The sequence below is a fragment of the Streptomyces sp. CLV115 genome, assembly GCF_038448545.1.
In the GTDB taxonomy this organism is placed as follows: domain Bacteria; phylum Actinomycetota; class Actinomycetes; order Streptomycetales; family Streptomycetaceae; genus Streptomyces; species Streptomyces sanglieri.
Genome location: NZ_JBCEWQ010000165.1, coordinates 1 through 18,344, shown reverse-complemented (window position 1 = coordinate 18,344; position 18,344 = coordinate 1). Strand labels below are relative to the sequence as shown.

Genomic DNA, 18,344 nt, shown 5'->3' with positions numbered 1-18,344 from the left:
GGAGGTGATGCGCGGTGCGGGCCTGGTCGCTGCCGGCCCGGGGCTGGGGACGGGGTGCGGGCAGTGGCTGGGAGCGGTGGTGGTCGGTGGCCGTGGCGGTGCGGCTGCGCCGGGTGTCGTGGAAGGTGCCGGTGCGGGCGGTCCGGTCGGTGTGCTGGGTGGGCTGATGGGCGCCGGGTGTGTACGCGGCGGAGGGCGGCACCCCGGCGGGCGGCCGGGCGGTGAGCACGGCTCCGGCGGCTGCGGGGGTGGCGCCGGTGACGGTGAGAACGGCGAGGAGGAGTGCGGCGAGGAGCAGCCGGGCCGCACGCGCGGTGCCGGGGTGTGCCGGGGCGCCCGGCCGTGCCCTCGGGGGCACCTTCCCCGGGGGCGGCCCCGGGAGGGGGGTCACCCGGTTTCGCCGATCGCGGCCGGGGCCGTGCCGGCCCGGCGGAGTACGGAGCTGAGGACCAGACCGGCGCCGCGTACGACCGCGGTCGCCGGGTCGTCGGCGGGACGGACCGGGACGCCGAGGCGGACCGCGATCCCACCGGTGATGTCGGGGCGGGCCGCGCCGCCTCCGGTCAGCAACGGGCCCTTGCGCAGGGCCCCGAGAACGGCACCGTGCCGGTCCTGCTTCCACATCTCCGTGATCATGTCCAGCACGGTGCGGACGACGGCGGTGGGCGGCCGGGCCGGATCGAGGTCGTCGAGCCCGGTCTCGGCCTGGCGGGCGTCACGGACCTGCCCGTCGACGAGCACGGTCGCCTCGGTCAGCCCGGCACCGATGTCGACGACGAGCAGCGGCCCGCCGGTCCGCGGCCCGGCGCATGCGGCGGCGGCCCTCGCACTGTCGACGGCGATGACGGTCGTCGGCCCCAGACCGGCGATCAGTTCCGCCGCCTCGGCGCGGTGCCGGGCTCCGGCGAGGACGGGGTGGCTGACCACGATCACGGTGCCGGTGCGGTCCGTACCCAGGGCGGTGTCGGCGATACGGCCGAGCAGCCGGCCGCAGGACTCGGGGTCGACGATGCGCCCCCGCCGGACCGGGCGGCCGGGCCCGGACTCCGTACCGGAGTCGTCGCGGACGTCGGTGTCGGCCAGGACGCCGTGTCCCGGCACCCAGACACGGGTGCGGGAGCTGCCGAGATCGAGGGCGAGGCCGCGGGTGACACCCCGGTGGCCCCGACGGACGGACGGGCCGAGGCGTCGTTCCTCGTGCAGAGAACGCATCGTCCCTCCCCGCCCTGCTGCCGCAGCCACGCATGCCACCCATGGACCCGCTGATAGCGAGGCATGGCCGAGCCCTCACTATGCAATAGGGAGGCAAAGAAAGCCACTCCCGGGCAAAATCCAAGGGCCGGGCCTGTCGTGCGTCACACCTGTGACGGCAGGAAGACGGCGACCAGCTCGGCGAACTCGTCCGGTGCGGCGATCCGGACGCCGAGGTCCTCGGCCTTGGTGCGCTTGGATCCGGCCTTCTCCCCGGCGACCAGGAGCGAGGTGCGCTTGGAGACGCTGGACGAGGACTTCCCGCCGGCCCGCTCGATCAGCTCGTTCATCTCGTTCCGGGAGAGCTTCTCCAGTGCGCCGGTCATGGCTCCGGTGACCACCACGGTCATCCCCTCCAGCGGCAGGCCGTTGCCCGCCCCGTCCCCGTCGGCGGCAGCGGCCTCCGTGCCCTCCTCCCCCGGCTCGGGCGGCGGCGTCGCGCCGGGCTCCGTCATGTTCACCCCGGCGGCCACCAGCTTCTCGATCAGCGGGGCCAGCTCCACCAGCTCCGCGACGACGCCCGCGGCCTTCTCCTTGCCGATGCCGTCGACCCGCTGGAGCTCCTCGGCGTCGGCCGCCCTGATCCGGTCCATGTCCGCGAAGTACCGGGCGATGCGCCGTGACATGGAGCGCCCGGTGCCGCGTACGCCGAGCGCGCAGAAGACCCGGGAAAGCGGCTGGGTCCGGGCCGTCCCGATGGCGGCCAGGAGGTTGTCGGTGCTGGTCTCGCCCATCCGTTCCAGACCCAGCAGCTGATCCCGGTCGAGGGTGAACAGGTCGGCGAAGTCGGCCACCAGACCCGCGTCGACGAGCTGGACGACACGGGTCGCGCCGAGGCCCTCGATGTCGAGCTGGTCACGGCCGGCCGCGTACGAGACGGAGGCGACGAGCCGGCAGTCGCGGCCGCGGACGCAGCGCCAGCGCTGCTCGCTGGTGTCTATCTCGGAGCCGCACTGCGGGCAGGCCTCGGGGAAGTCGATGGGCTTCTCGTCGCCGGTGCGCAGATGGGCGACGGGGGCCTCGATCCGGGGGATGATGTCGCCCGCCTTGTAGACCATCACCCGGTCGCCCAGGCGCAGATCGCGGCGGGTGATGTCGGCGGGGTTGTGCAGCGTGGCGTAGCCGACGGTCGAGCCGTCGATCTCGACCGGCTCCAGCACGGCGCGCGGCGCGATGATCCCGGTCCGGCCCACGTTCCATTCGACGGCCAGGAGCCGGGTGACCTTCTCGACGGCCGGGAGCTTGTACGCGATGGCCCAGCGCGGCGCCCTGGTCCCGGAGCCGGCCTCGCGCCGGTCGGCGGCGAGGTCGGCCTTGATCACGATGCCGTCGATGCCGAACGGCAACGAGGCGCGCAGGGCCGCGACCTCCTCGACCCGGCTCTGCACCTCCTCGACCGTGGCGACGGTGCGGGGCGCGACGTCCGTGTCGGCCGCGGTGTGCACGCCGAGCCCGGCGACGTAGGAGAGGACCTCGCTGTGCGGGAGTCCGGCGAGCCGGTCGGTCAGCTCGCCGGAGTCGGGCAGTGGCAGGGCGCCGTAGGCGAAGAACGTCATCTCCACCGTGTAGGCGCGGTCCTTGGCGCGGAGGGTGCCCGCCGCGCCGTTTCTCGGGTTGGCGAAGGGGGCGCCGCCGTGTTCGGTCCGTACGGCGTTGGCCTGCTCGAACTGCTCGGTGGTCATGAGGATCTCGCCGCGCATCTCGATCGTCACCGGTTCGGCGAGCTGCTCGGGCAGACCCACCACGGTGCCGATCGCATGCGAGACGTCCTCGCCCGCGGTGCCGTCGCCCCGGGTGATCAGCTGTTCCAGGCGGCCCGCCCGGTAGCGCGCCGCGACGGCGAGCCCGTCGAGCTTCGGTTCCACGCTCCAGGCGGCGACGGGGCGGCCTATCCGGCGCTCCAGCGACGCCGTCCAGGTGACGAACTGTTCGGCCGAGAAGACGTTGTCCAGGGACAGCATCGGAACGGTGTGCGGCACGTCCCCGGTCGCGGCGCCGCCCGCCACCTTGCCGGTCGGGGAGGCGTCCAGCATCTCCTCCGGGTGTTCCTGTTCGTATGCGGCGATCCCCCGCACCAGCCGGTCGTAGGCGTCGTCGTCGAGCGTGCTCTCGCCCGTGGCGTAGTACGCGGCGGCGGCCCGCGACGCCTCCTCGACGGCGGCGGCGTAGGCGGCGGTGTCGGCGAGCACAACAGCTGAGTTCGTCATGGCCCCCATCCTGCCGCCCACCACTGACAACGGCCCTCAGTCGGCTGCCCGGACCGTTCCGTCCGGCTCGTCGGTTCCTTCCGGCTCGTCGGTGCCGTGTGCCGCGCCCGGTGGCGGCAGCGGAATCTGCGGGCCCGAGCACTCCCGCAGCCAGCGCCGGAGCACGTCGTGCACCCGTTCCGCGCCGACCAGTTCCGTGCCCGGGGCCACCGGCGCGGACAGCTCGGACGGCCACAGCAGGAACGGTCTGGACTGCTCGCCGCCCAGGCCGCCGTGCGAGCCGACCTGTTCCTCGAAGGCGTGCACACAGCCCGTGGCGCCGTCGTACATCGAGTTGACCATGATGTCGGCGACGTGCGGGAAGGTGTCGGTACGGCGCACCGCCGCGGCCGCCCCGGGGCCGAACGGGGCCAGCGGCCCCTCCCCGTCCACCAGCTCCGACACCGGGATCTGCGCGCCGCCGCGGCCCAGCACCACCGATCCGTGCCGCTCGCTGCGGACCAGCAGGAAGCCGATGCCGGGGTGGTTGGCGAGGGTGCCGAGGAGGGCGGGGTGACTGTTGTCGAGCTGTTCGCGCGAGGCCCGCCCCGCGATGTCGGGGAAGGAGATCAGGCCGAGGTTCCCGGAGGCGAGGACCACCGGGTCGGACGGTTTCGCGAGGAGCTCCGCAGCGACCTCGCCGACCGGCCGGTGCAGGGCGATGCGTACCGCGTCACGCGCCTCCGAGCCGCTGCGGGTGCGCTGTGCCCGGCGGGACACCGGCAGCCCGCAGCCGGCCCGGACCAGGTCCTTGAGGGTCAGTCCGTACGCCCCCGCGAAGGTCTCCCCGGGGCTCTGCCCGTGGTCGGAGAGCAGCACGATCCGGTAGGTGCGCGGGGTGTGTTCGGCGACCTTGGCGATCAGGGCGAGCGAGCGGTCCAGGCGGGCGAGCACCTTCTCCGCGTCGTGGCTGTCGGGTCCGGAGTGGTGCGCCACCTCGTCGTAGGCGACCAGGTCGGCGTAGACGGCGGTCCGGCCGGCGAACATGTCCCCGATGACGGCGGAGACCACCACATCACGTTCGACGACGGTCGCGAAGGCCCTGATGAAGGGGTACAGACCGCCGCGCTTGATCCGGGGCGTGACCTTCCGCATCCGCGCCCGGGTCGACTGGCCGATCTCGCGGCAGACCTCGGCGACGAACGAGAGCGCGGTGCGCACGGCATTGGCCGGGTCGGAGAAGTACGCGAAGTATCCGGCCCGGGAGCGGCGGCCCTTGCCGAACCGGGCCGCCATGGACAGGACGAGCGCCAGCTGGTCGGCGCCGCCGCTGAAGAGGTTGCCCCGGCTGGCGCCGTCCAGGGTGAGCAGTCCGCCGTCGTGGGTGCGCGCGATGGCCCTGCGCTGGAGTTCGAGGGCGCTGGCGGGTCTGCTGGAGACCATGACGTCGCCGGTCTCCTTCTCGTACCAGCGGAAGGCGGGGACGTCGTGGTTGCTGCCGTGCAGGATGCCGAGCTGGCTGGCCCCGGTCTGGCTGGACCAGTCGGTGCGCCACGGGGTCAGCCGGTGCCCCTCCTTGTCGGCCAGCCACTGCGCGACGGTCGGCATCAGCCCTTCGTCGGCGGCGCGGGCGAGCGCGTCGTGGCCGACGCCGTCGAGCTGGATGAAGACGGTGCCCGGCGGCCCGCTGCGGCCGCTGTCCGTGCCGGTGCGGCGCCGGCGGCGGACGGCCAGCCGGGAGAGCCTGCGCCGGTAGGCGTTGTCGTCGCGGACGGCGAGTGCGGTGGAGGTGGCCGAGGCGACGGCGGACATCGCGGCCGCGACGACGACGGCCGTCTCCGGGTTGGCGGCGCCGCGCCCGTCCGGAATGAGCCGCAGGGCGAGCAGCAGCAGCGAGCCGTTCAGGAAGAAGACGAGCAGCCCGAGGACCAGTGCGGGCACGATGAGCAGCGCCCGCACCACGACGGGCCAGACCAGTGCGGAGAGCAGACCGAACGCGCCGGCGCCCCAGGCCGCGGTGAACGCGATCTTGGTTATGCTGTCGCCGTCGTCCGACTGGAGCTGGAAATCCGGCAGAATCCCGGCGAGCGCCAGCATCGTGAGCGTCGAGACCGCCCAGACCACGACCACTCGCATCAGGGCGCTGCCGGCTGCTCGCCATCGCCCGTCTCTCACGCCTTGCCCACCTCACGTCCGGCCCCACCGTTCCGGGCCTCGGCCCCCAGCCTTTCACAGCGGGGCCGGAGGCCTCCGGGACCGGACGGTCAGCAGCCGTCGTAGCCGGCGGTCGGCATGGAGAGTCTGCGGTGCACGCTCGCCTTGCTGCGGGCGGTGTACGGCGGCTCGTCCAGCCCGGCGAGCTCCAGGCGCACGCCGCGCCGCTCGCACTCCGCGGCGAACTCCGGCACCGAGGTGAGGGCCCGTGCCAGCACGCGGTCGTTGGCGGCGACGAAGAGTTCGACGTCGCCGCTCTCGACGTCGGTCCACAGGGCGTGGTGGTCGGGGCGCAGTCCGTAGAGGCGCAGCTGCCGGGTGACGACGTAGCCCTTGTCCGCGGCCCAGCGGGCGCACATGTCCTGCTGGCTGCGGGTGTCCACGAGGAACGGGTCGCTGTCGAGCTCTTCCAGCGGTGTGAGGCTGGCGATGGCCGCCACCCTCACGTCCGTCACGTCCCCCATGGCCGTTCCCCCCGTGCTAGGCGTATCGGCGACCCTACCCTCCGCTCCGCCGCGCAAAAAGGCGCGTGCCGGGACGGAAGGGGTCGGGAGGAGTGCGGCGGGCGGGCCCGGGACACCTGTGCGCCCCCAGCCCTTAGGCTCGATGCCGGGGACAGGGTTCAAGGAGCCCGGGAACGAGGAGGGATCGCGTGCCGGTGGAAGTCACCTGGTGGGGTCATGCCACGTGCACGATCGAGGACTCCGGGGTCCGGGTGCTGACCGATCCGCTCTTCGTGCGGCGGATGGCGCATCTGCGGCGCCGCCGCGGTGAGCTGCCCGGTCCCGAGGCGGCGGTCGCGGACGTCGTGCTCGTCTCGCATCTGCACTCCGACCATCTGCATCTGCCGTCCCTGGCCAGGCTCGCCCCCGGCAGCAGGCTGATCGTGCCGGTGGGCGCGGTGCGCGCGGTGCCGGGGCTGCGGGTGCTGCGTTCGATGCGCGGGCTGCGGATCACCGAGGTCGGCGCGGGCGACGAGGTCCGGGTCGGCGAGGTGCGGGTGCGGGCGGTTCCGGCGCTGCACGACGGCAGGCGGCTGCCGATGGGCCCGCATCGCTCCCCCGCGCTGGGCTTCGTGGTCGAGGGCGAGGCGCGGACGTACTTCGCCGGGGACACCGGGCTCTTCGACGACATGGCCGAGGCCGTCGGCCCGGTGGACGTGGCGCTGCTGCCGGTCGGCGGCTGGGGCCCGTATCTGGGCCACGGTCACCTGGACGCGGGCCGGGCGGCGCAGGCGCTGACCCGGCTGGCACCGAGGTCGGCCGTGCCGGTGCACTACGGCACGTACTGGCCGATCGGCATGGACGGGGTCAGGCCGCACGAGTTCCACGCGCCGGGTGACGAGTTCGTCCGCAAGGCGGCACTGCTGGCGCCGGAGGTGTCGGTGCACCGGCTGTCCCACGGCGAACACGTGCGGCCGGAGGCCGCCAGGTGATCCATCAGGTCGTGGGGCAGTTGCCCCCGGAGTCGACGCAGCAGGCGGTCGGCTATCCGTCGCTGTTCCTGCTGGTGGCGCTGGGTGCGCTGGTGCCCGTGGTGCCCACGGGCGCGCTGGTGAGTTCGGCCGCGGTGGTGGCGCTGCATCAGTCGTCGCCGTTCTCGCTGCTGATCGTCTTCGTGGTGGCCTCGGCCGCGGCGTTTCTCGGTGACGTCTGTCTGTACTGGCTCGGCCGGCGCGGGGTGCAGTCGAAGAACGGCTCGAAGTGGCTGCGGACGATACGGGACCGGGCGGCTCCGGAGCGGCTGGCGCAGGCGCAGCGCAAGCTGGACGAGCACGGTGCGATGGTGCTGGTGCTGTCCAGGCTGGTGCCCGCCGGGCGGATTCCGGTGATGCTGGCGTGCCTGCTGGGCCGGATGCCGCTGCGGCGGTTCGCCCGTGGCGATGTGCCGGCGTGTCTGGCGTGGGCGGCGACGTACCAGCTGATCGGGATCCTGGGCGGTTCGCTCTTTCCCGAGCCGTGGCAGGGGGTGGTCGCGGCGGTGGGTCTGACGCTGCTGGTCAGCGGGGGGCCCGCGGTGTGGCGCAGGGCTCGGGCAAGGTTCAGCCACTGATCGTGCGGGGTGCCGGTTCCAGTACCCGCGAGCCGCCGATCGGCAGGTCCCAGAGCCGGTCTCGTGGGTGTCCGGCCCGTTGCCAGGCGGTGCGCAGCCGGGTCAGCGGTTCGAGCACGGGTTCCGCGGAGAGCAGGAAGGTGGCCCAGTGCATCGGCGCCATCGCCCGGGCGCCGAGGTCCTCGTACGCCTGCACGGCCTCCTCGGGATCGGTGTGTACGTCGCCGAGCCACCAGCGCGGTTCGTACGCGCCGATCGGCAGGAGGGTCAGGTCGATCCCGGGGTACCTGCTGCCGATCTCGCCGAACCAGTGCCCGTAGCCGGTGTCCCCGGCGAAGTGGATCCGCTGCGCCTCGGCGCCGGGGGCGGTGATGATCCAGCCGCCCCAGAGCGAGTGGCAGGTGTCCGTGAGGGTCCGCTTGGACCAGTGGTGGGCCGGTACGAAGTCGAAGCGGACCCCGTCGAGCTCGGCCGATTCCCACCAGTCGAGTTCGGTGACACAGGTGAAGTGGCGCCGGCGGCACCAGCGGCCGAGTCCGGCGGGGACGAGGAGCGGGGTGTCCCTGGGCAGTCTGCGCAGGGTGGGGGCGTCGAGGTGGTCGTAGTGGTTGTGGCTGATCACGACGGCGTCCACGGGCGGCAGGTCTTCCCAGCGGACGCCGACCGGGGTGATCCTGGCCGGGGTCCCGAGGATGCGACGGGACCAGACGGGGTCGGCGAGGACGGTCAGTCCGCCGGTGCGGATGATCCAGCTGGCGTGCCCGGCCCAGGTGACGGACGCGGTGCCGTCGGGGGTGGCCGGCAGGGGGCCGGGGGCGTAGGGAAGGCGGTCGATGCCGCGCAGGCCCTCCGCGTTGGGCCGCAGGCCGCGCTCACGGGCCAGCCGGGACATGCCCATGACACTCGGGAGGGGTGCGGTGAGCCGGTCCGCGAAGCTCCTGGGCCAGGTCCGGACCTCGCCGAGCGGACGCGGTGCGACGATCCGGCCGTGAGGGGCGTGGCGCGGCTGCGGCTGTGCGGTCCCGGCGCGGGAGCGCTCGGTCTGTTCCGTCATCGGGAGACTCCCGTCTCGCAGTTCCTCATCGGAGTTCGTCGAGGGCCGTTGCGAAAATGCTCAGGGCCTCGGCCACATGCGGCAATTCCAGGGGCGCCACAGCGGTGAGGGACTCCAGTTGCTGCTGCGGGGTCGATCCCAGCAGCTTCCCGGTGCCCAGCCGTACCCGCAGCGCCCCCAGTTCGTCGCCGAACCGGTGCCCGCCCGGCGTCGGCGCGCCGAGACGTTCCGTCAGGTACTCCTCCAGTTCCAGCGAGTCCGTGACGCCGCGGCCCGCCAGCCGGGATCTGAGCGGGCCGAGATCGGCGTAGAGATGGCGCCCGGCCTGCGGGGGCCTGGCCAGCGCGCCTGCCGCCAGGACCGCGTGGTGGGCCGCGACGGCGACCCTCGCCTGGAACGCGGCGGCCCTGCGGGCCCGGTCCGTCACGGCCTCCGGTTCGCGCAGCGCGTGGGCGGCGGCCATGGCGACCGGCCCCGCGACGGGCGCGCCGAGCGCGGTGAGGATGTCGAGCGTCCGGGCGTGGCGCACCGCCGCCCGTTCGGTGTCCGGGAACCGGGCGACCGCGACCGGCCAGGCGGACGGGGTCAGTGCGCCGGCGAGATCGCAGACGACCGTGACGTCGTCGGGGCACATCTCGGCCGGGCTGAGCAGGACCGTGTCGTGCGGCCGGTGCAGGGTGTCGCGCCAGGTCTCGTCGCTGACGACGTGCAGTCCCTCGGCGATCGCCGCCTCGCAGGCCTCGCGGACCAGCTCCGGCGGGGCGACGGTGGCGGTCGGGTCGTCGACGACGGAGATCAGCAGCAGCCGGGGCCTGCCGCCCTCGGCACGCACCCTGCGCACGGTCTCCAGCAGCGCGTACGGGTCGGGCACGCCACCGCACTCGGCCGGGGTCGGCACGTGGTAGGCGGGCCTGCCGAGCAGCCGGGCCTGCGGGATCCAGGTGGCGGGGCAGGGGCGCGGCATGAGTACGTCGCCGCCGTGCGCGGCGATCAGCGCGAGCAGCAGCGGCGAGGCGCCCGGGGCCGCGGCGATGCGCTCCGGGCCGCCGGGCAGCCCGCGCCGCTCCCAGTAGGCGGCCGCGGCGGTGCGCAGGGCGGCTCCGCCACCGGTCGGTTCGGGATCCCCGCGGCCCGCCGCCGCGGCGAGCACCTCGGCCAGCTCGGGCAGCACCGGCAGCCCCGGATCGGGGGCGGGCGGCCCGTACCGGACGGGGCCGCGGTCCTCGCGTACGGAACGCGCGCCGCCCCCGGGCCGTCCGGTCCGCTCGGTCCGCTGCCGCGCCATCCGGGCCTCCTTCGCCGCCGCCCCGTCACCCTGTCGCGCCGTCTCGCGCTCAGGGCCCTTTATACGAGGGTTCGGCCGGCCGCGCCCGCCGGCGAAGCGGCGGGACGCCGATGACGCGGGATCAGCCGGCGAAGGGCGTACCGGGCAGTCCGCGCCCCGCGCCGGGCAGCACCAGCAGTGAACCGGACAGCGGGTGCGGGGCGGTGAGCCCGGTGCGGGCGGTGGAGATGTACAGGTCGTCGAGGTCCCGGCCGCCGAAGGCGCAGGCGGTCGGGCGCCGGACCGGCACCGGGACGATCCGGTCCAGGGCGCCGTCGGGCGTGTACCGGCGCACCGCGGCGCCGTCCCACAGGGCCGCCCAGACGGCCCCCTCGGCGTCGACCGTCAGCCCGTCGGGGAAGCCGGCGCCCTCCTCGACGGTGGCGAACGGGCGCCGGTTCACGGCGTGTTCCCCGTCGAAGTCGAAGACGTCGATCCGGCGCGTCGGTGTGTCGATGAAGTACATCAGCGACCCGTCCGGGCTCCAGCCGATGCCGTTGCCGCAGGCCACGACGGGCAGCACCGCGGTCACCGCGCCGTCGGCCGCGACACGGGTGAGGCTGCCGCCGTCCGGGGCACCGTCGTAGCGCATGCTGCCCGCCCACAGGGCCCCGTCCGGCGCGACCGCCGCGTCGTTGCCGCGCCGGCCCGGCACCGGGTCACGGACCAGCCAGCAAAAGGCGCCGTCGGCGTCGTACAGGCCGATGCCGTCGCGGAGATTGACCACGAGTCCGCCGCCGGCGCGCGGTTTGGCGGCCCCGACGTGCTGTTCGGTCGCCATCACCGTACGGCGGCCGCTCACCGGGTCGTAGGTGTGTACGCGCGCGGAGACGATGTCGACCCAGATCAGCCGGCCGGTGGCCGCGTCCCACGTCGGCCCCTCGCCGAGTTCGGCCTGCTCATGTACGGCCACGTCCAGGTGCGGTGCTTTCACTTCTGCCTCTCACGCCGGAATGTCGAACACACAATAGAGCGCCTGGCCGGCCCTCAGGCCCGCCGGCCGAGCAGTGCGAGCAGCCGGGTCTGCGGGTCGGCGTCCGGTGCGCTCTCCACGGGCGCGTCGAACAGTCCGCTCTGCGAGAGGTCCTTCGCGTACGGCCCGACCTCGCGGCGGGCGAAGTCGACCAGCCGGGCGGGCAACCGCTCGTCGGCGCCGATCGCCCGCGACAGGTCCCAGGCGTGCACCACCGCGTCGGCCACCATCTGCGCGCAGTAGGCGTCGGCGGCGGTGTCCCCGTACGAGAGGTTCACCGTCCGCTCCAGGGCGCCCGGAGCCTCGAACGCCGTTCGCGCCCCGGCGGCCGCCCGGTCCCACGCGGCCACGGGGTCCTCGCCCAGTACATCGCCCGCGAAGGCGTCGCCGACCTCGGCGACGGTGCGGCCCCCGGTGACGAGCGGCGGCACCCAGAGCTGTTCGCAGGTGAGATGGGCGACCAGGTCCCGGACGGTCCATTCGGTGCACGGAGTGGGTGCGGACCACTGGTCCTCGCGCACCGCGTGCACCCGGTCGGTGAAGAGCCGGAGCGCCTCGCCGTGGCGTTCGAGGAGTTCGCTTGCGAAGACAGATGCCATACGTCCACTCTTCCCGGCCCGGCGCCCGGACGCGAGTGGACCTTGCCCACATACCAAGACGCCTATCTCATATTCCGACATCCCGGCGTACGGTGACGGTACCGATCAGCGCTTCGCGGCCCGCGGTCGCGGCCGCGTTCCGAGAAAGGATCCACGGCCATGCCGAAGGAGACCGCCGTCTACACCCACGGCCACCACGAGTCGGTGCTGCGCTCGCACCGCTGGCGCACCGCCGCCAACTCCGCGGCCTATCTGCTCGACGAGCTCCACCCCGGCCTGACCGTGCTGGACGTGGGCTGCGGCCCGGGCACCATCACCGCGGATCTGGCCGCGCTGGTGGCCCCCGGACGGGTGACCGCCGTCGACACCACCGAGGAGATCCTGTCCCAGGCGGCCGAGGTCGCGGCCCAACGCGGCCTGGACAACGTCGAGTTCACCACCGCCGATGTGCACGCGCTGGACTTCCCCGACGACTCCTTCGACGTCGTCCACGCCCACCAGGTCCTCCAGCACGTGGGCGACCCGGTGCAGGCGCTGCGCGAGATGCGGCGCGTCTGCCGCCCCGGCGGCGTCGTCGCGGCCCGGGACAGCGACTACGCGGCGATGGCCTGGTACCCGCAGGTGCCCGGCCTGGACCAGTGGCTGGACCTCTACCGACGGGTGGCCCGCGCCAACGGCGGCGAGCCGGACGCGGGCCGCCGGCTGCTCTCCTGGGCCCGCCGGGCCGGTTTCACCGACATCACCCCGACCGCCGCCAACTGGTGCTTCGCCACCCCGGAGAGCAGGGCCTGGTGGAGCGGCCTGTGGGCGGACCGCACGGTCGGTTCGGTGTACGCGGAGCTCGCCGTCGAGGGCGGCCGTGCGAGCACCGGGGAACTGGCGGAGATCGCCGCCGCGTGGCGCGAGTGGGGCGCGGCGGACGACGCCTGGTTCATGGTCCCGCACGGCGAGGTGCTCTGCCGGGCCTGAGCACGCCGTCCCTGCGCCGAATCGATCACATGCCCAGGTGTCGCCAACTACCCTTGCGCGCATGGACATTCTGGGAACCACGCTGCGTATCTGCGTCGACGACCTGGAGGCCGCGGTGGCCTTCTACGAGGACCTCACGGGCAGTTCGGCGCTCCGTTTCGAGCGCGGTGGGGTCTCGGTCGCCGCGATCAGCTGCTTTCTCCTGATGAGCGGCCCGGAGTCGGAGCTGGAGATTCTGCGCAAGGTGACGGCGACGATCGCGGTCAAGGACGTCGACGACGCGCACGCCTCCCTCAGCCGGGTCGGCGCCCGGATCATCGCGGGTCCGGTGCCGACGCCGGTCGGCCGCAATCTGATCGCGGTGCACCCGGACGGCTCGGTCTTCGAGTACGTGGACCGGGTGCCGTCCGGCGGGTGAGGGCCGGACGGCACCGGTGCGGCCTCGTCAGCGCTCGGGGCGCATCCGGAAGTTGTACCGGTCGGGCAGCGGCTCGTCCGTGATCCCGGCCCACACCTCGTCCAGGATCTGCGCGCCCTCACGCAGATCCTCGACCTCGAAGCCCTCGTCGAAGACGGCGCGGGCGGCGGCCCGGTCGTCCTCGGCGGTCAGCAGCCGGGCCTCCAGCAGACGGAACCGGCCGCGCTCCCGGATCGCCGGAGGCAGGGCGGCCCAGACGGACCGGGCCGCCGCGGGGCGCCCGGCCGCCAGCAGCGCCTCCAGCGCCTCCCGGCCCAGCGCCGCCGCGGCCGCCGTCCAGGCCTCGCCCTCGTCGCGGCGCTCCGCGCACAGGTCGTCGAACGCCTCGCCGTAGAGATCCGCGGCCCGGTCCCGCTGTCCTCCCTCCTCCGCGGCGACCGCGAGGCACCGCAGCAGCGGCCAGCGGGACGGGGCGAGCACCAGTGCGCGCTCCCAGCTGCGGACCGCCTGGGCTCGGTCGCCGGCATGCCACTGGGCGATGCCCAGGTGGTATTCGGTGAGAGGTTCGGCGGGGGCCGTCTCCAGCATGTCGCGCCAGTGCGGGGAGACCATGGAAGGACCGGGCGGGGCCGCCCGGCGCGGCTCGGGGAAGGTGCCCTGGTCCAGCAACTCCAGCCAGGGCTGCTGCTGTTCACCGAGGGTGGATTCGGCGAACGGGGTGCCGGGGAGCTCGTACTTGCCCCGTCTGACCTCCAGCGCGCCCCAGCCCGATCCGGTGGCGAGCGACTCGCCGGGTTCGGTGTCGGCGAAGGGACGCCAGGCGGCGTGGGCGGCCTCGACATCGGCCCGCGGCAGCGCCTCGGCGAGCCGCCGCTCGGTCTCGGCGCGGGCCGCCGCCCAGTCCTCGCCGTGCACGGCGAGCGGGTCCGCGGACAGCGGCCCGTACGACTCCAGCCAGCTGAACTCGGCGCCCGGTTCGAGGGGGACGTGCTCCAGCTGGGTGCGGGCGAGTCCGGCCTGGATCTCGGCGTATCCGACGGTGCCGGGCTCGGTCAGCCACTCCTGCCAGCGCCGCCCGCCCGCGCCACCGCCCCAGAGGAACAGCTTGCGGCCGCGCAGCAGATCGGTCGACGTCTGGACGAGCCCGTGACCGTTCTCGTCGAGCGAGGCTATCCAGCGCCGGGCGCCCTCGGGCACCTCGTAGAAGTAGTCGGCGGGGAACTCGCCGCGCAGCGGGTACGTCCGGTCGACGGAACCGGACACCGGGACCGGAACCCGGGTCAGGGTCCGTTCGTACCCGAAGTGCCAGGCCTCGTCGGCGGGGGCGAGAACGCGGGTGCGTTCCCCTTCGGGGACGGCGATGTTGGACCACCAGTACACCGGCGCGGTGTGTTCGTGCGGATTGCGGATCCGTACGCCCACGTGCAGGAAGTCGGAGTCCTCCGGCAGCCACAGGTCCACCTGGAACGGCAGGTCGCGCAGCCGTTCCCACTCCCAGAGGCGGACCATCTCGCCGCCGTCGGGCGCGGGGACCCGGGCCGCGTGGAGCGGGGCGCAGGACAGTGCGGTGTGGCCCGTGGCGCCGATGTTCCATTCGATGCCGCCGGAGAACCAGGCGCCGTTGAGCGCGAAGTCGGCGGGCTGCAGCACGGGGTTGCGGTAGAGGAGCTCCCGGCCGGTCGGCTTGTGGTGGAGGGAGTGGACGCGGCCGCCGAGACCGGGCAGCACCGTGGCCCGCAGCCGGTCGTTCTCGATGACGATCGCGTCGAGTGCGGTGGGGGTGCGCTCGCGCCCGTAACCGTCGAGGATGCGTGTGGGCAGCACGGTGGACAGTGGCTGAAAGCCGATCTGCCGTGCCATGTCACGTGGCAGCGCGGCCCGGTCGCGTTCGTCGACCACATGCGTCTCGTCGAGCGGCCGCAGCGCGGGCAGCGGATTCTCCGGGCCCAGCGGCCCGGCGGGCAGAGTCAGTACGGTACGTCGCACGGTCGTGGCCAAGGCAACCTCGCTCCCTCGCGCGGGCCGCCACAGGTCCGGGCGCCCCCCGATGACCATGGAACACGCTCGGCAACACCCTGGCCAGGGGCTTCGTCGTCAGACTTCGGCAAATACCCGGTGGAGCGCTCCCCTGGGCCCGCCTCCCGAAAAATCGGGTGCGCATCGCCCACACCGCCGTAGCCTTGGCCCTCGACGGGGATCGGTGGCAGAGGCCGGTGCGGCATGCCCGAACGGAACGCGGAGCGGAACACGATGAGCACGCAGCACACCTACCGAGTGATCGTGCGCGGCACCTGGGACGGTCTGACGGACGAGGCCGGTGCCCGGCTGCTGTCCGAGGTGGACGATCACGGCCTGAGTGCGATGCAGTTCACCGAGGAGGGCTCGCTCACCTACGACCGCGTGCTCAAGCACTTCAGCTTCCGGTACGTGGTCGTCTGCGACGCCGAGGACGGCGAGGAGATGGCGGCCGCGATCGCCGAGGACCGGGCCGAGACCTACCTCGGCGAGCGCGGGTACGGGCATGGCGCACTGCGGTCCACGGTGACGGACATGGACACCATGAAGATCAATTACAAGGGGCGGCGCGGCTAGGGTCTTCCGCCGGACTGCCGCCGTCGCCCCCCTTGAGCACAGCGCGTCACGGGAGGCCGCCCCGCGGCCGGGGTGGACTCCCGTGGCGCGGACGCGGCGTACGGCCCGCAGCCGGTCGTCCGGCAGCACTTCGCCCCGCCGGACGTGCGGCGGGGCGAAGTGCCGGGGCCGGGCCCCGGAGTTCGTGGGCTACTGGCCCGCGGCCTTCTTCCGGCGGAGGAAGAACACGGCGCCGCCGCCGAGCACGACGAGGGCCGCCGCGACACCGGCGATCACCGGCGTGGCGGAGGAGCTGCCGGTCTCGGCGAGGTCACCGTCGCCGGTGGCGGAGCCGGTGGCCGAACCGGTCGAAGCACCGGTGGCCGGGCTCTCGGACGTGACCGGGGAGGGCGACTCGGACGGGGCCACGGTGGGCTTGGTGCCCGGGGTCGCCGTCTTGCAGTCGAGGACGCCCTTGAAGTTCTTCTCGAAGCCGTTCGGGCCGGTGATGGTGAAGTCGTAGGCCGCGTCCTCGGCGACCGGGACCGTCACCGTCTTGGTCCCACCGGCGGGAACGGTGTACTTCGCGCCCTTGAGGTCGAAGGTCCAGTCCTCGTCGCCCTCGTTGGTGGCGAGGACGCTCACGCCGCCCTTCACGCAGTCGTTGGCGACCGAGACGGCCGGGACGGCACCCTTCTTCGCCCATGCCGCGGTGGCCCTGGCGGTGACCGACGAACGGCTGGAGCCCGCCAGGATCAGCGTCTGGCTGGGGCCGTCGGTGCTGACGAAGGCCCGCCCGAGCGGCACCTCGGTGCCGGCCTGGGCGATCAGGTCGGTGGAGCCGTCGGCGGTGCCGGCGGGCACGTCCAGGAAGACCTGGGCGCCGTCGCCCGCGGACTCGACCGGCTTGCCGTCCTTGTCGACGATCCGGGAACCGGCCGGTGCGCCGGGGGCCAGGGACAGCGTGGCGGCCGACGAGTTCGTGCCGACGGTGATCGGTCCGAGCCTGTCACCGGACTTGCCCGCCACGGACGACGGGGAGAGGCTGAGCGACGCCTCGGGCTCCTTCAGGGCTTCCGCCTTGTCGAGGAGGTACTCGGTGAGCAGCTTGGCGTCGGCATCGGCCGGGGTGGCGGTGACCTTGTCCGAGAAATGCCAGATCGCGGCCTGCGTCGCCGCGGCGGCGTCACCCTTGTCGAGCCCCTTGGCGCCCACCTTGCCGGCCAGGTCGTTCACGCCGACCTTCGGGTAGGAGTTCTCCAGGATCCAGAGGATCCTGCCCGCGTCGACGTTGTTGTGCAGCGACGACTCGCCCCAGCCGACTTCCTTGTAGTTGTAGCCCTGCTTCGCCCCGGTCCGCAGGTCGATGCAGTACGTCGAGAGCGTGCCGCCCTGCTGGACGCGCATCTCGAAGAGCCCGGCGCGGCCGACGGACCAGCGGCTGCCGTCCGTCTCCTTGATGTCGACCCGGCCGTAGTCGGTCATGCCGCCGAGCTTCGCCGTGGCTCCGCCCGTACCCCGGGTGTTCTCGTCCGCTGCCGCGGAACCGGCCGTGGCTATCGCACCTGTCACGACCAGACCCGACGCCAGGGTCGTGGCGGCCAGGCGGGCAACGCGCCGCCGGAAGATAGAGATCATGAAATTCCCCTCTAGGGCAGGCCACTCCGCGTGGTCAGTGCATGCGGAGGTGCCTGCGGAAGACTCAAAGGGCATATGCACGCCCCGAGTACGCGAAATCCTAGAGACGGAAATCCTGCTGCTTCCGGGCCATATGGCTCAGATAAGGATTCCGAGTCGGAATCGTGACCAAGAGGGAGGCGGAGCACGGAACGTGACAGAGTCACAGTGAACCTGCCCCAGTCCCCCCTCTCGCCCGCGACCCTGCGGGTCTCAGGTGCGTTTGAAGAACTCGACCTCCCCCACCGCGATCGGCCGCCCCTCGCCCTGGCCGGCCGCGGCCTTCAGCACCAGCTGGACGGAGACGACGTCGCTGATCCCGGTCCGTACCGTCTGCCGGCCCGGCTTGTCGGTGAGCGTGACCGCCTTCTTCCGGACCTCGCCGTCCTTTGTGGTGATGACCAGTTCGGCCTCGGTGGGCCTGGCCCCCTGCCGGAATTCCTCGGGCTTCGTCGACACTCCCGTGTACACCACGACGCCGACCAGCCGGAACGGCTTCTCGAAGACGCACGTCAGCGACGAGCCGAGGGCGGGCGCGCCCCAGTACCTGTTGGTCAGCCCGTCGATGGCGGCGGATGCCGGGTGGCCGGGGGTGTGGGCGCTCGCGGTGGCCCCGGACGGGCTGATCTCCGCCGTGCCGCCGAGTTTGTCCCGTACGTCCTCGAAGACGTAGCGCCCGGCGGGTACGAGCAGGAAGCCCGCGATCAGCAGCCCGACGATCAACAGCGCCAGCACGGTCCGCCGCAGCGCGCGGCCCGAACCGTTCCGCACCCGGCGGCGGAACGGCCACACCGTGCGCCACCAGGGCAGCGGTGCGGGCTGCTCCCGGGTCTGCAGCGGTGCGGCACAGCGGCGGCAGAACTTGCGTTCCGGCAGGTTCGGGGTGCCGCATGCCGGGCACGGCGGCCCCTCCGGCTCCTCCTCCGCCGCCACGGGCCGCACGACGGGCCGCCGGACGATCGGCTGCGCTGGCTGCACCGCGCCCACCTGCTCGTCCGCAGCCGGTGAGTCCGGCCGTACGGGGGCCGGTTGCGCCGGTCGTTCCGGGCGTACGGG

General features: G+C 73.4%; 16 protein-coding genes and 1 pseudogene. 5 read left to right on the top strand and 12 right to left on the bottom strand.

The window, feature by feature from the left end; all coding sequences use genetic code 11:
* From AADR41_RS35180 to AADR41_RS35160, 5 genes and pseudogenes are all read right to left on the bottom strand, one after another.
* Positions 1 to 358, bottom strand: a pseudogene (locus AADR41_RS35180) (hypothetical protein); the annotation flags it as partial.
* Between the two features lie 29 nt (positions 359 to 387).
* A complete protein-coding gene (locus AADR41_RS35175) occupies positions 388 to 1,212 on the bottom strand; it encodes a rod shape-determining protein MreC (protein ID WP_342285990.1) in 825 nt (274 codons plus the stop codon).
* A gap of 143 nt (positions 1,213 to 1,355) precedes the next feature.
* Positions 1,356 to 3,467, bottom strand: coding sequence for an NAD-dependent DNA ligase LigA (gene ligA / locus AADR41_RS35170; RefSeq protein ID WP_342285989.1), 2,112 nt, complete (start codon positions 3,465 to 3,467; stop codon positions 1,356 to 1,358).
* Between the two features lie 27 nt (positions 3,468 to 3,494).
* Complete coding sequence (locus AADR41_RS35165; protein ID WP_446751160.1) at positions 3,495 to 5,573, bottom strand: alkaline phosphatase family protein; 2,079 nt, start codon at positions 5,571 to 5,573, stop codon at positions 3,495 to 3,497.
* Between the two features lie 128 nt (positions 5,574 to 5,701).
* Complete coding sequence (locus tag AADR41_RS35160; RefSeq protein ID WP_342285986.1) at positions 5,702 to 6,115, bottom strand: hypothetical protein; 414 nt, start codon at positions 6,113 to 6,115, stop codon at positions 5,702 to 5,704.
* Positions 6,116 to 6,303: 188 nt separating this feature from the next.
* On the opposite strand from AADR41_RS35160, the gene AADR41_RS35155 reads away from it, so the two are divergent.
* The gene (locus tag AADR41_RS35155; RefSeq protein WP_342285985.1) at positions 6,304 to 7,086 is read left to right on the top strand and encodes an MBL fold metallo-hydrolase; all 783 of its coding nucleotides are present in this window, start codon (positions 6,304 to 6,306) and stop codon (positions 7,084 to 7,086) included.
* The gene (locus tag AADR41_RS35150) at positions 7,083 to 7,703 is read left to right on the top strand and encodes a DedA family protein (RefSeq protein WP_342285984.1); all 621 of its coding nucleotides are present in this window, start codon (positions 7,083 to 7,085) and stop codon (positions 7,701 to 7,703) included. The genes AADR41_RS35155 and AADR41_RS35150 overlap by 4 nt, the downstream gene beginning before the upstream one ends.
* Here the strand turns inward: AADR41_RS35150 and AADR41_RS35145 are convergent.
* The 4 genes from AADR41_RS35145 to AADR41_RS35130 all read right to left on the bottom strand — a co-directional run bounded on the left by AADR41_RS35145 (position 7,693) and on the right by AADR41_RS35130 (position 11,653).
* Entirely contained in the window at positions 7,693 to 8,757 is a 1,065-nt protein-coding gene (locus tag AADR41_RS35145) for an MBL fold metallo-hydrolase (protein ID WP_342285983.1), read from the bottom strand. The genes AADR41_RS35150 and AADR41_RS35145 overlap by 11 nt on opposite strands.
* Before the next feature lie 25 nt (positions 8,758 to 8,782).
* On the bottom strand, positions 8,783 to 10,042 hold the full coding sequence (locus tag AADR41_RS35140) for an aminotransferase class I/II-fold pyridoxal phosphate-dependent enzyme (protein WP_342285982.1): 1,260 nt from the start codon (positions 10,040 to 10,042) through the stop codon (positions 8,783 to 8,785).
* A 121-nt stretch (positions 10,043 to 10,163) separates the two neighbouring features.
* Positions 10,164 to 11,015 carry an SMP-30/gluconolactonase/LRE family protein gene (locus AADR41_RS35135; protein WP_342285981.1) on the bottom strand — a complete coding sequence of 284 codons (852 nt, stop codon included), beginning with the start codon at positions 11,013 to 11,015 and terminating at the stop codon, positions 10,164 to 10,166.
* A gap of 53 nt (positions 11,016 to 11,068) precedes the next feature.
* Positions 11,069 to 11,653, bottom strand: a complete 585-nt coding sequence (locus AADR41_RS35130; protein ID WP_342285980.1) for a TIGR03086 family metal-binding protein — start codon at positions 11,651 to 11,653, stop codon at positions 11,069 to 11,071.
* A 159-nt stretch (positions 11,654 to 11,812) separates the two neighbouring features.
* Here AADR41_RS35130 and AADR41_RS35125 point away from each other — a divergent pair, with 159 nt between their 5' ends.
* Both AADR41_RS35125 and AADR41_RS35120 read left to right on the top strand, forming a co-directional pair.
* Positions 11,813 to 12,622, top strand: coding sequence for a methyltransferase domain-containing protein (locus AADR41_RS35125; RefSeq protein WP_342285979.1), 810 nt, complete (start codon positions 11,813 to 11,815; stop codon positions 12,620 to 12,622).
* A gap of 61 nt (positions 12,623 to 12,683) precedes the next feature.
* Positions 12,684 to 13,040: a VOC family protein gene (locus tag AADR41_RS35120; RefSeq protein WP_342285977.1), complete on the top strand. Its 357-nt coding sequence runs from the start codon at positions 12,684 to 12,686 to the stop codon at positions 13,038 to 13,040.
* Positions 13,041 to 13,067: 27 nt separating this feature from the next.
* Here the strand turns inward: AADR41_RS35120 and AADR41_RS35115 are convergent, their stop codons facing one another.
* Entirely contained in the window at positions 13,068 to 15,038 is a 1,971-nt protein-coding gene (locus AADR41_RS35115; protein WP_342285976.1) for a DUF5107 domain-containing protein, read from the bottom strand.
* A 252-nt stretch (positions 15,039 to 15,290) separates the two neighbouring features.
* Here AADR41_RS35115 and AADR41_RS35110 point away from each other — a divergent pair, with 252 nt between their 5' ends.
* Positions 15,291 to 15,632 (top strand): DUF6204 family protein, encoded by a 342-nt coding sequence (locus AADR41_RS35110; RefSeq protein WP_342285974.1) that lies wholly within the window; start codon positions 15,291 to 15,293, stop codon positions 15,630 to 15,632.
* A gap of 189 nt (positions 15,633 to 15,821) precedes the next feature.
* On the opposite strand, the gene AADR41_RS35105 is transcribed toward AADR41_RS35110, so the two are convergent.
* A complete protein-coding gene (locus AADR41_RS35105; RefSeq protein ID WP_342285972.1) occupies positions 15,822 to 17,249 on the bottom strand; it encodes a Cys-Gln thioester bond-forming surface protein in 1,428 nt (475 codons plus the stop codon).
* 252 nt (positions 17,250 to 17,501) lie between these two features.
* Positions 17,502 to 18,344: NADase-type glycan-binding domain-containing protein (locus tag AADR41_RS35100; protein WP_446751159.1), on the bottom strand; the 843-nt coding region annotated here is incomplete at its 5' end.

Excerpts from the sequence above, each read along its gene's own strand:
- AADR41_RS35175 (WP_342285990.1), bottom strand. The coding sequence starts at position 1,212 with ATGCGTTCTCTGCACGAGGAACGACGCCTCGGCCCGTCCGTCCGTCGG.
- ligA (WP_342285989.1), bottom strand. The coding sequence starts at position 3,467 with ATGGGGGCCATGACGAACTCAGCTGTTGTGCTCGCCGACACCGCCGCC.
- AADR41_RS35165 (WP_446751160.1), bottom strand. The coding sequence starts at position 5,573 with ATGCGAGTGGTCGTGGTCTGGGCGGTCTCGACGCTCACGATGCTGGCG.
- AADR41_RS35160 (WP_342285986.1), bottom strand. The coding sequence starts at position 6,115 with ATGGGGGACGTGACGGACGTGAGGGTGGCGGCCATCGCCAGCCTCACA.
- AADR41_RS35145 (WP_342285983.1), bottom strand. The coding sequence starts at position 8,757 with ATGACGGAACAGACCGAGCGCTCCCGCGCCGGGACCGCACAGCCGCAG.
- AADR41_RS35140 (WP_342285982.1), bottom strand. The coding sequence starts at position 10,042 with ATGGCGCGGCAGCGGACCGAGCGGACCGGACGGCCCGGGGGCGGCGCG.
- AADR41_RS35130 (WP_342285980.1), bottom strand. The coding sequence starts at position 11,653 with ATGGCATCTGTCTTCGCAAGCGAACTCCTCGAACGCCACGGCGAGGCG.
- AADR41_RS35125 (WP_342285979.1), top strand. The coding sequence starts at position 11,813 with ATGCCGAAGGAGACCGCCGTCTACACCCACGGCCACCACGAGTCGGTG.
- AADR41_RS35120 (WP_342285977.1), top strand. The coding sequence starts at position 12,684 with ATGGACATTCTGGGAACCACGCTGCGTATCTGCGTCGACGACCTGGAG.
- AADR41_RS35110 (WP_342285974.1), top strand. The coding sequence starts at position 15,291 with ATGAGCACGCAGCACACCTACCGAGTGATCGTGCGCGGCACCTGGGAC.
- AADR41_RS35105 (WP_342285972.1), bottom strand. The coding sequence starts at position 17,249 with ATGATCTCTATCTTCCGGCGGCGCGTTGCCCGCCTGGCCGCCACGACC.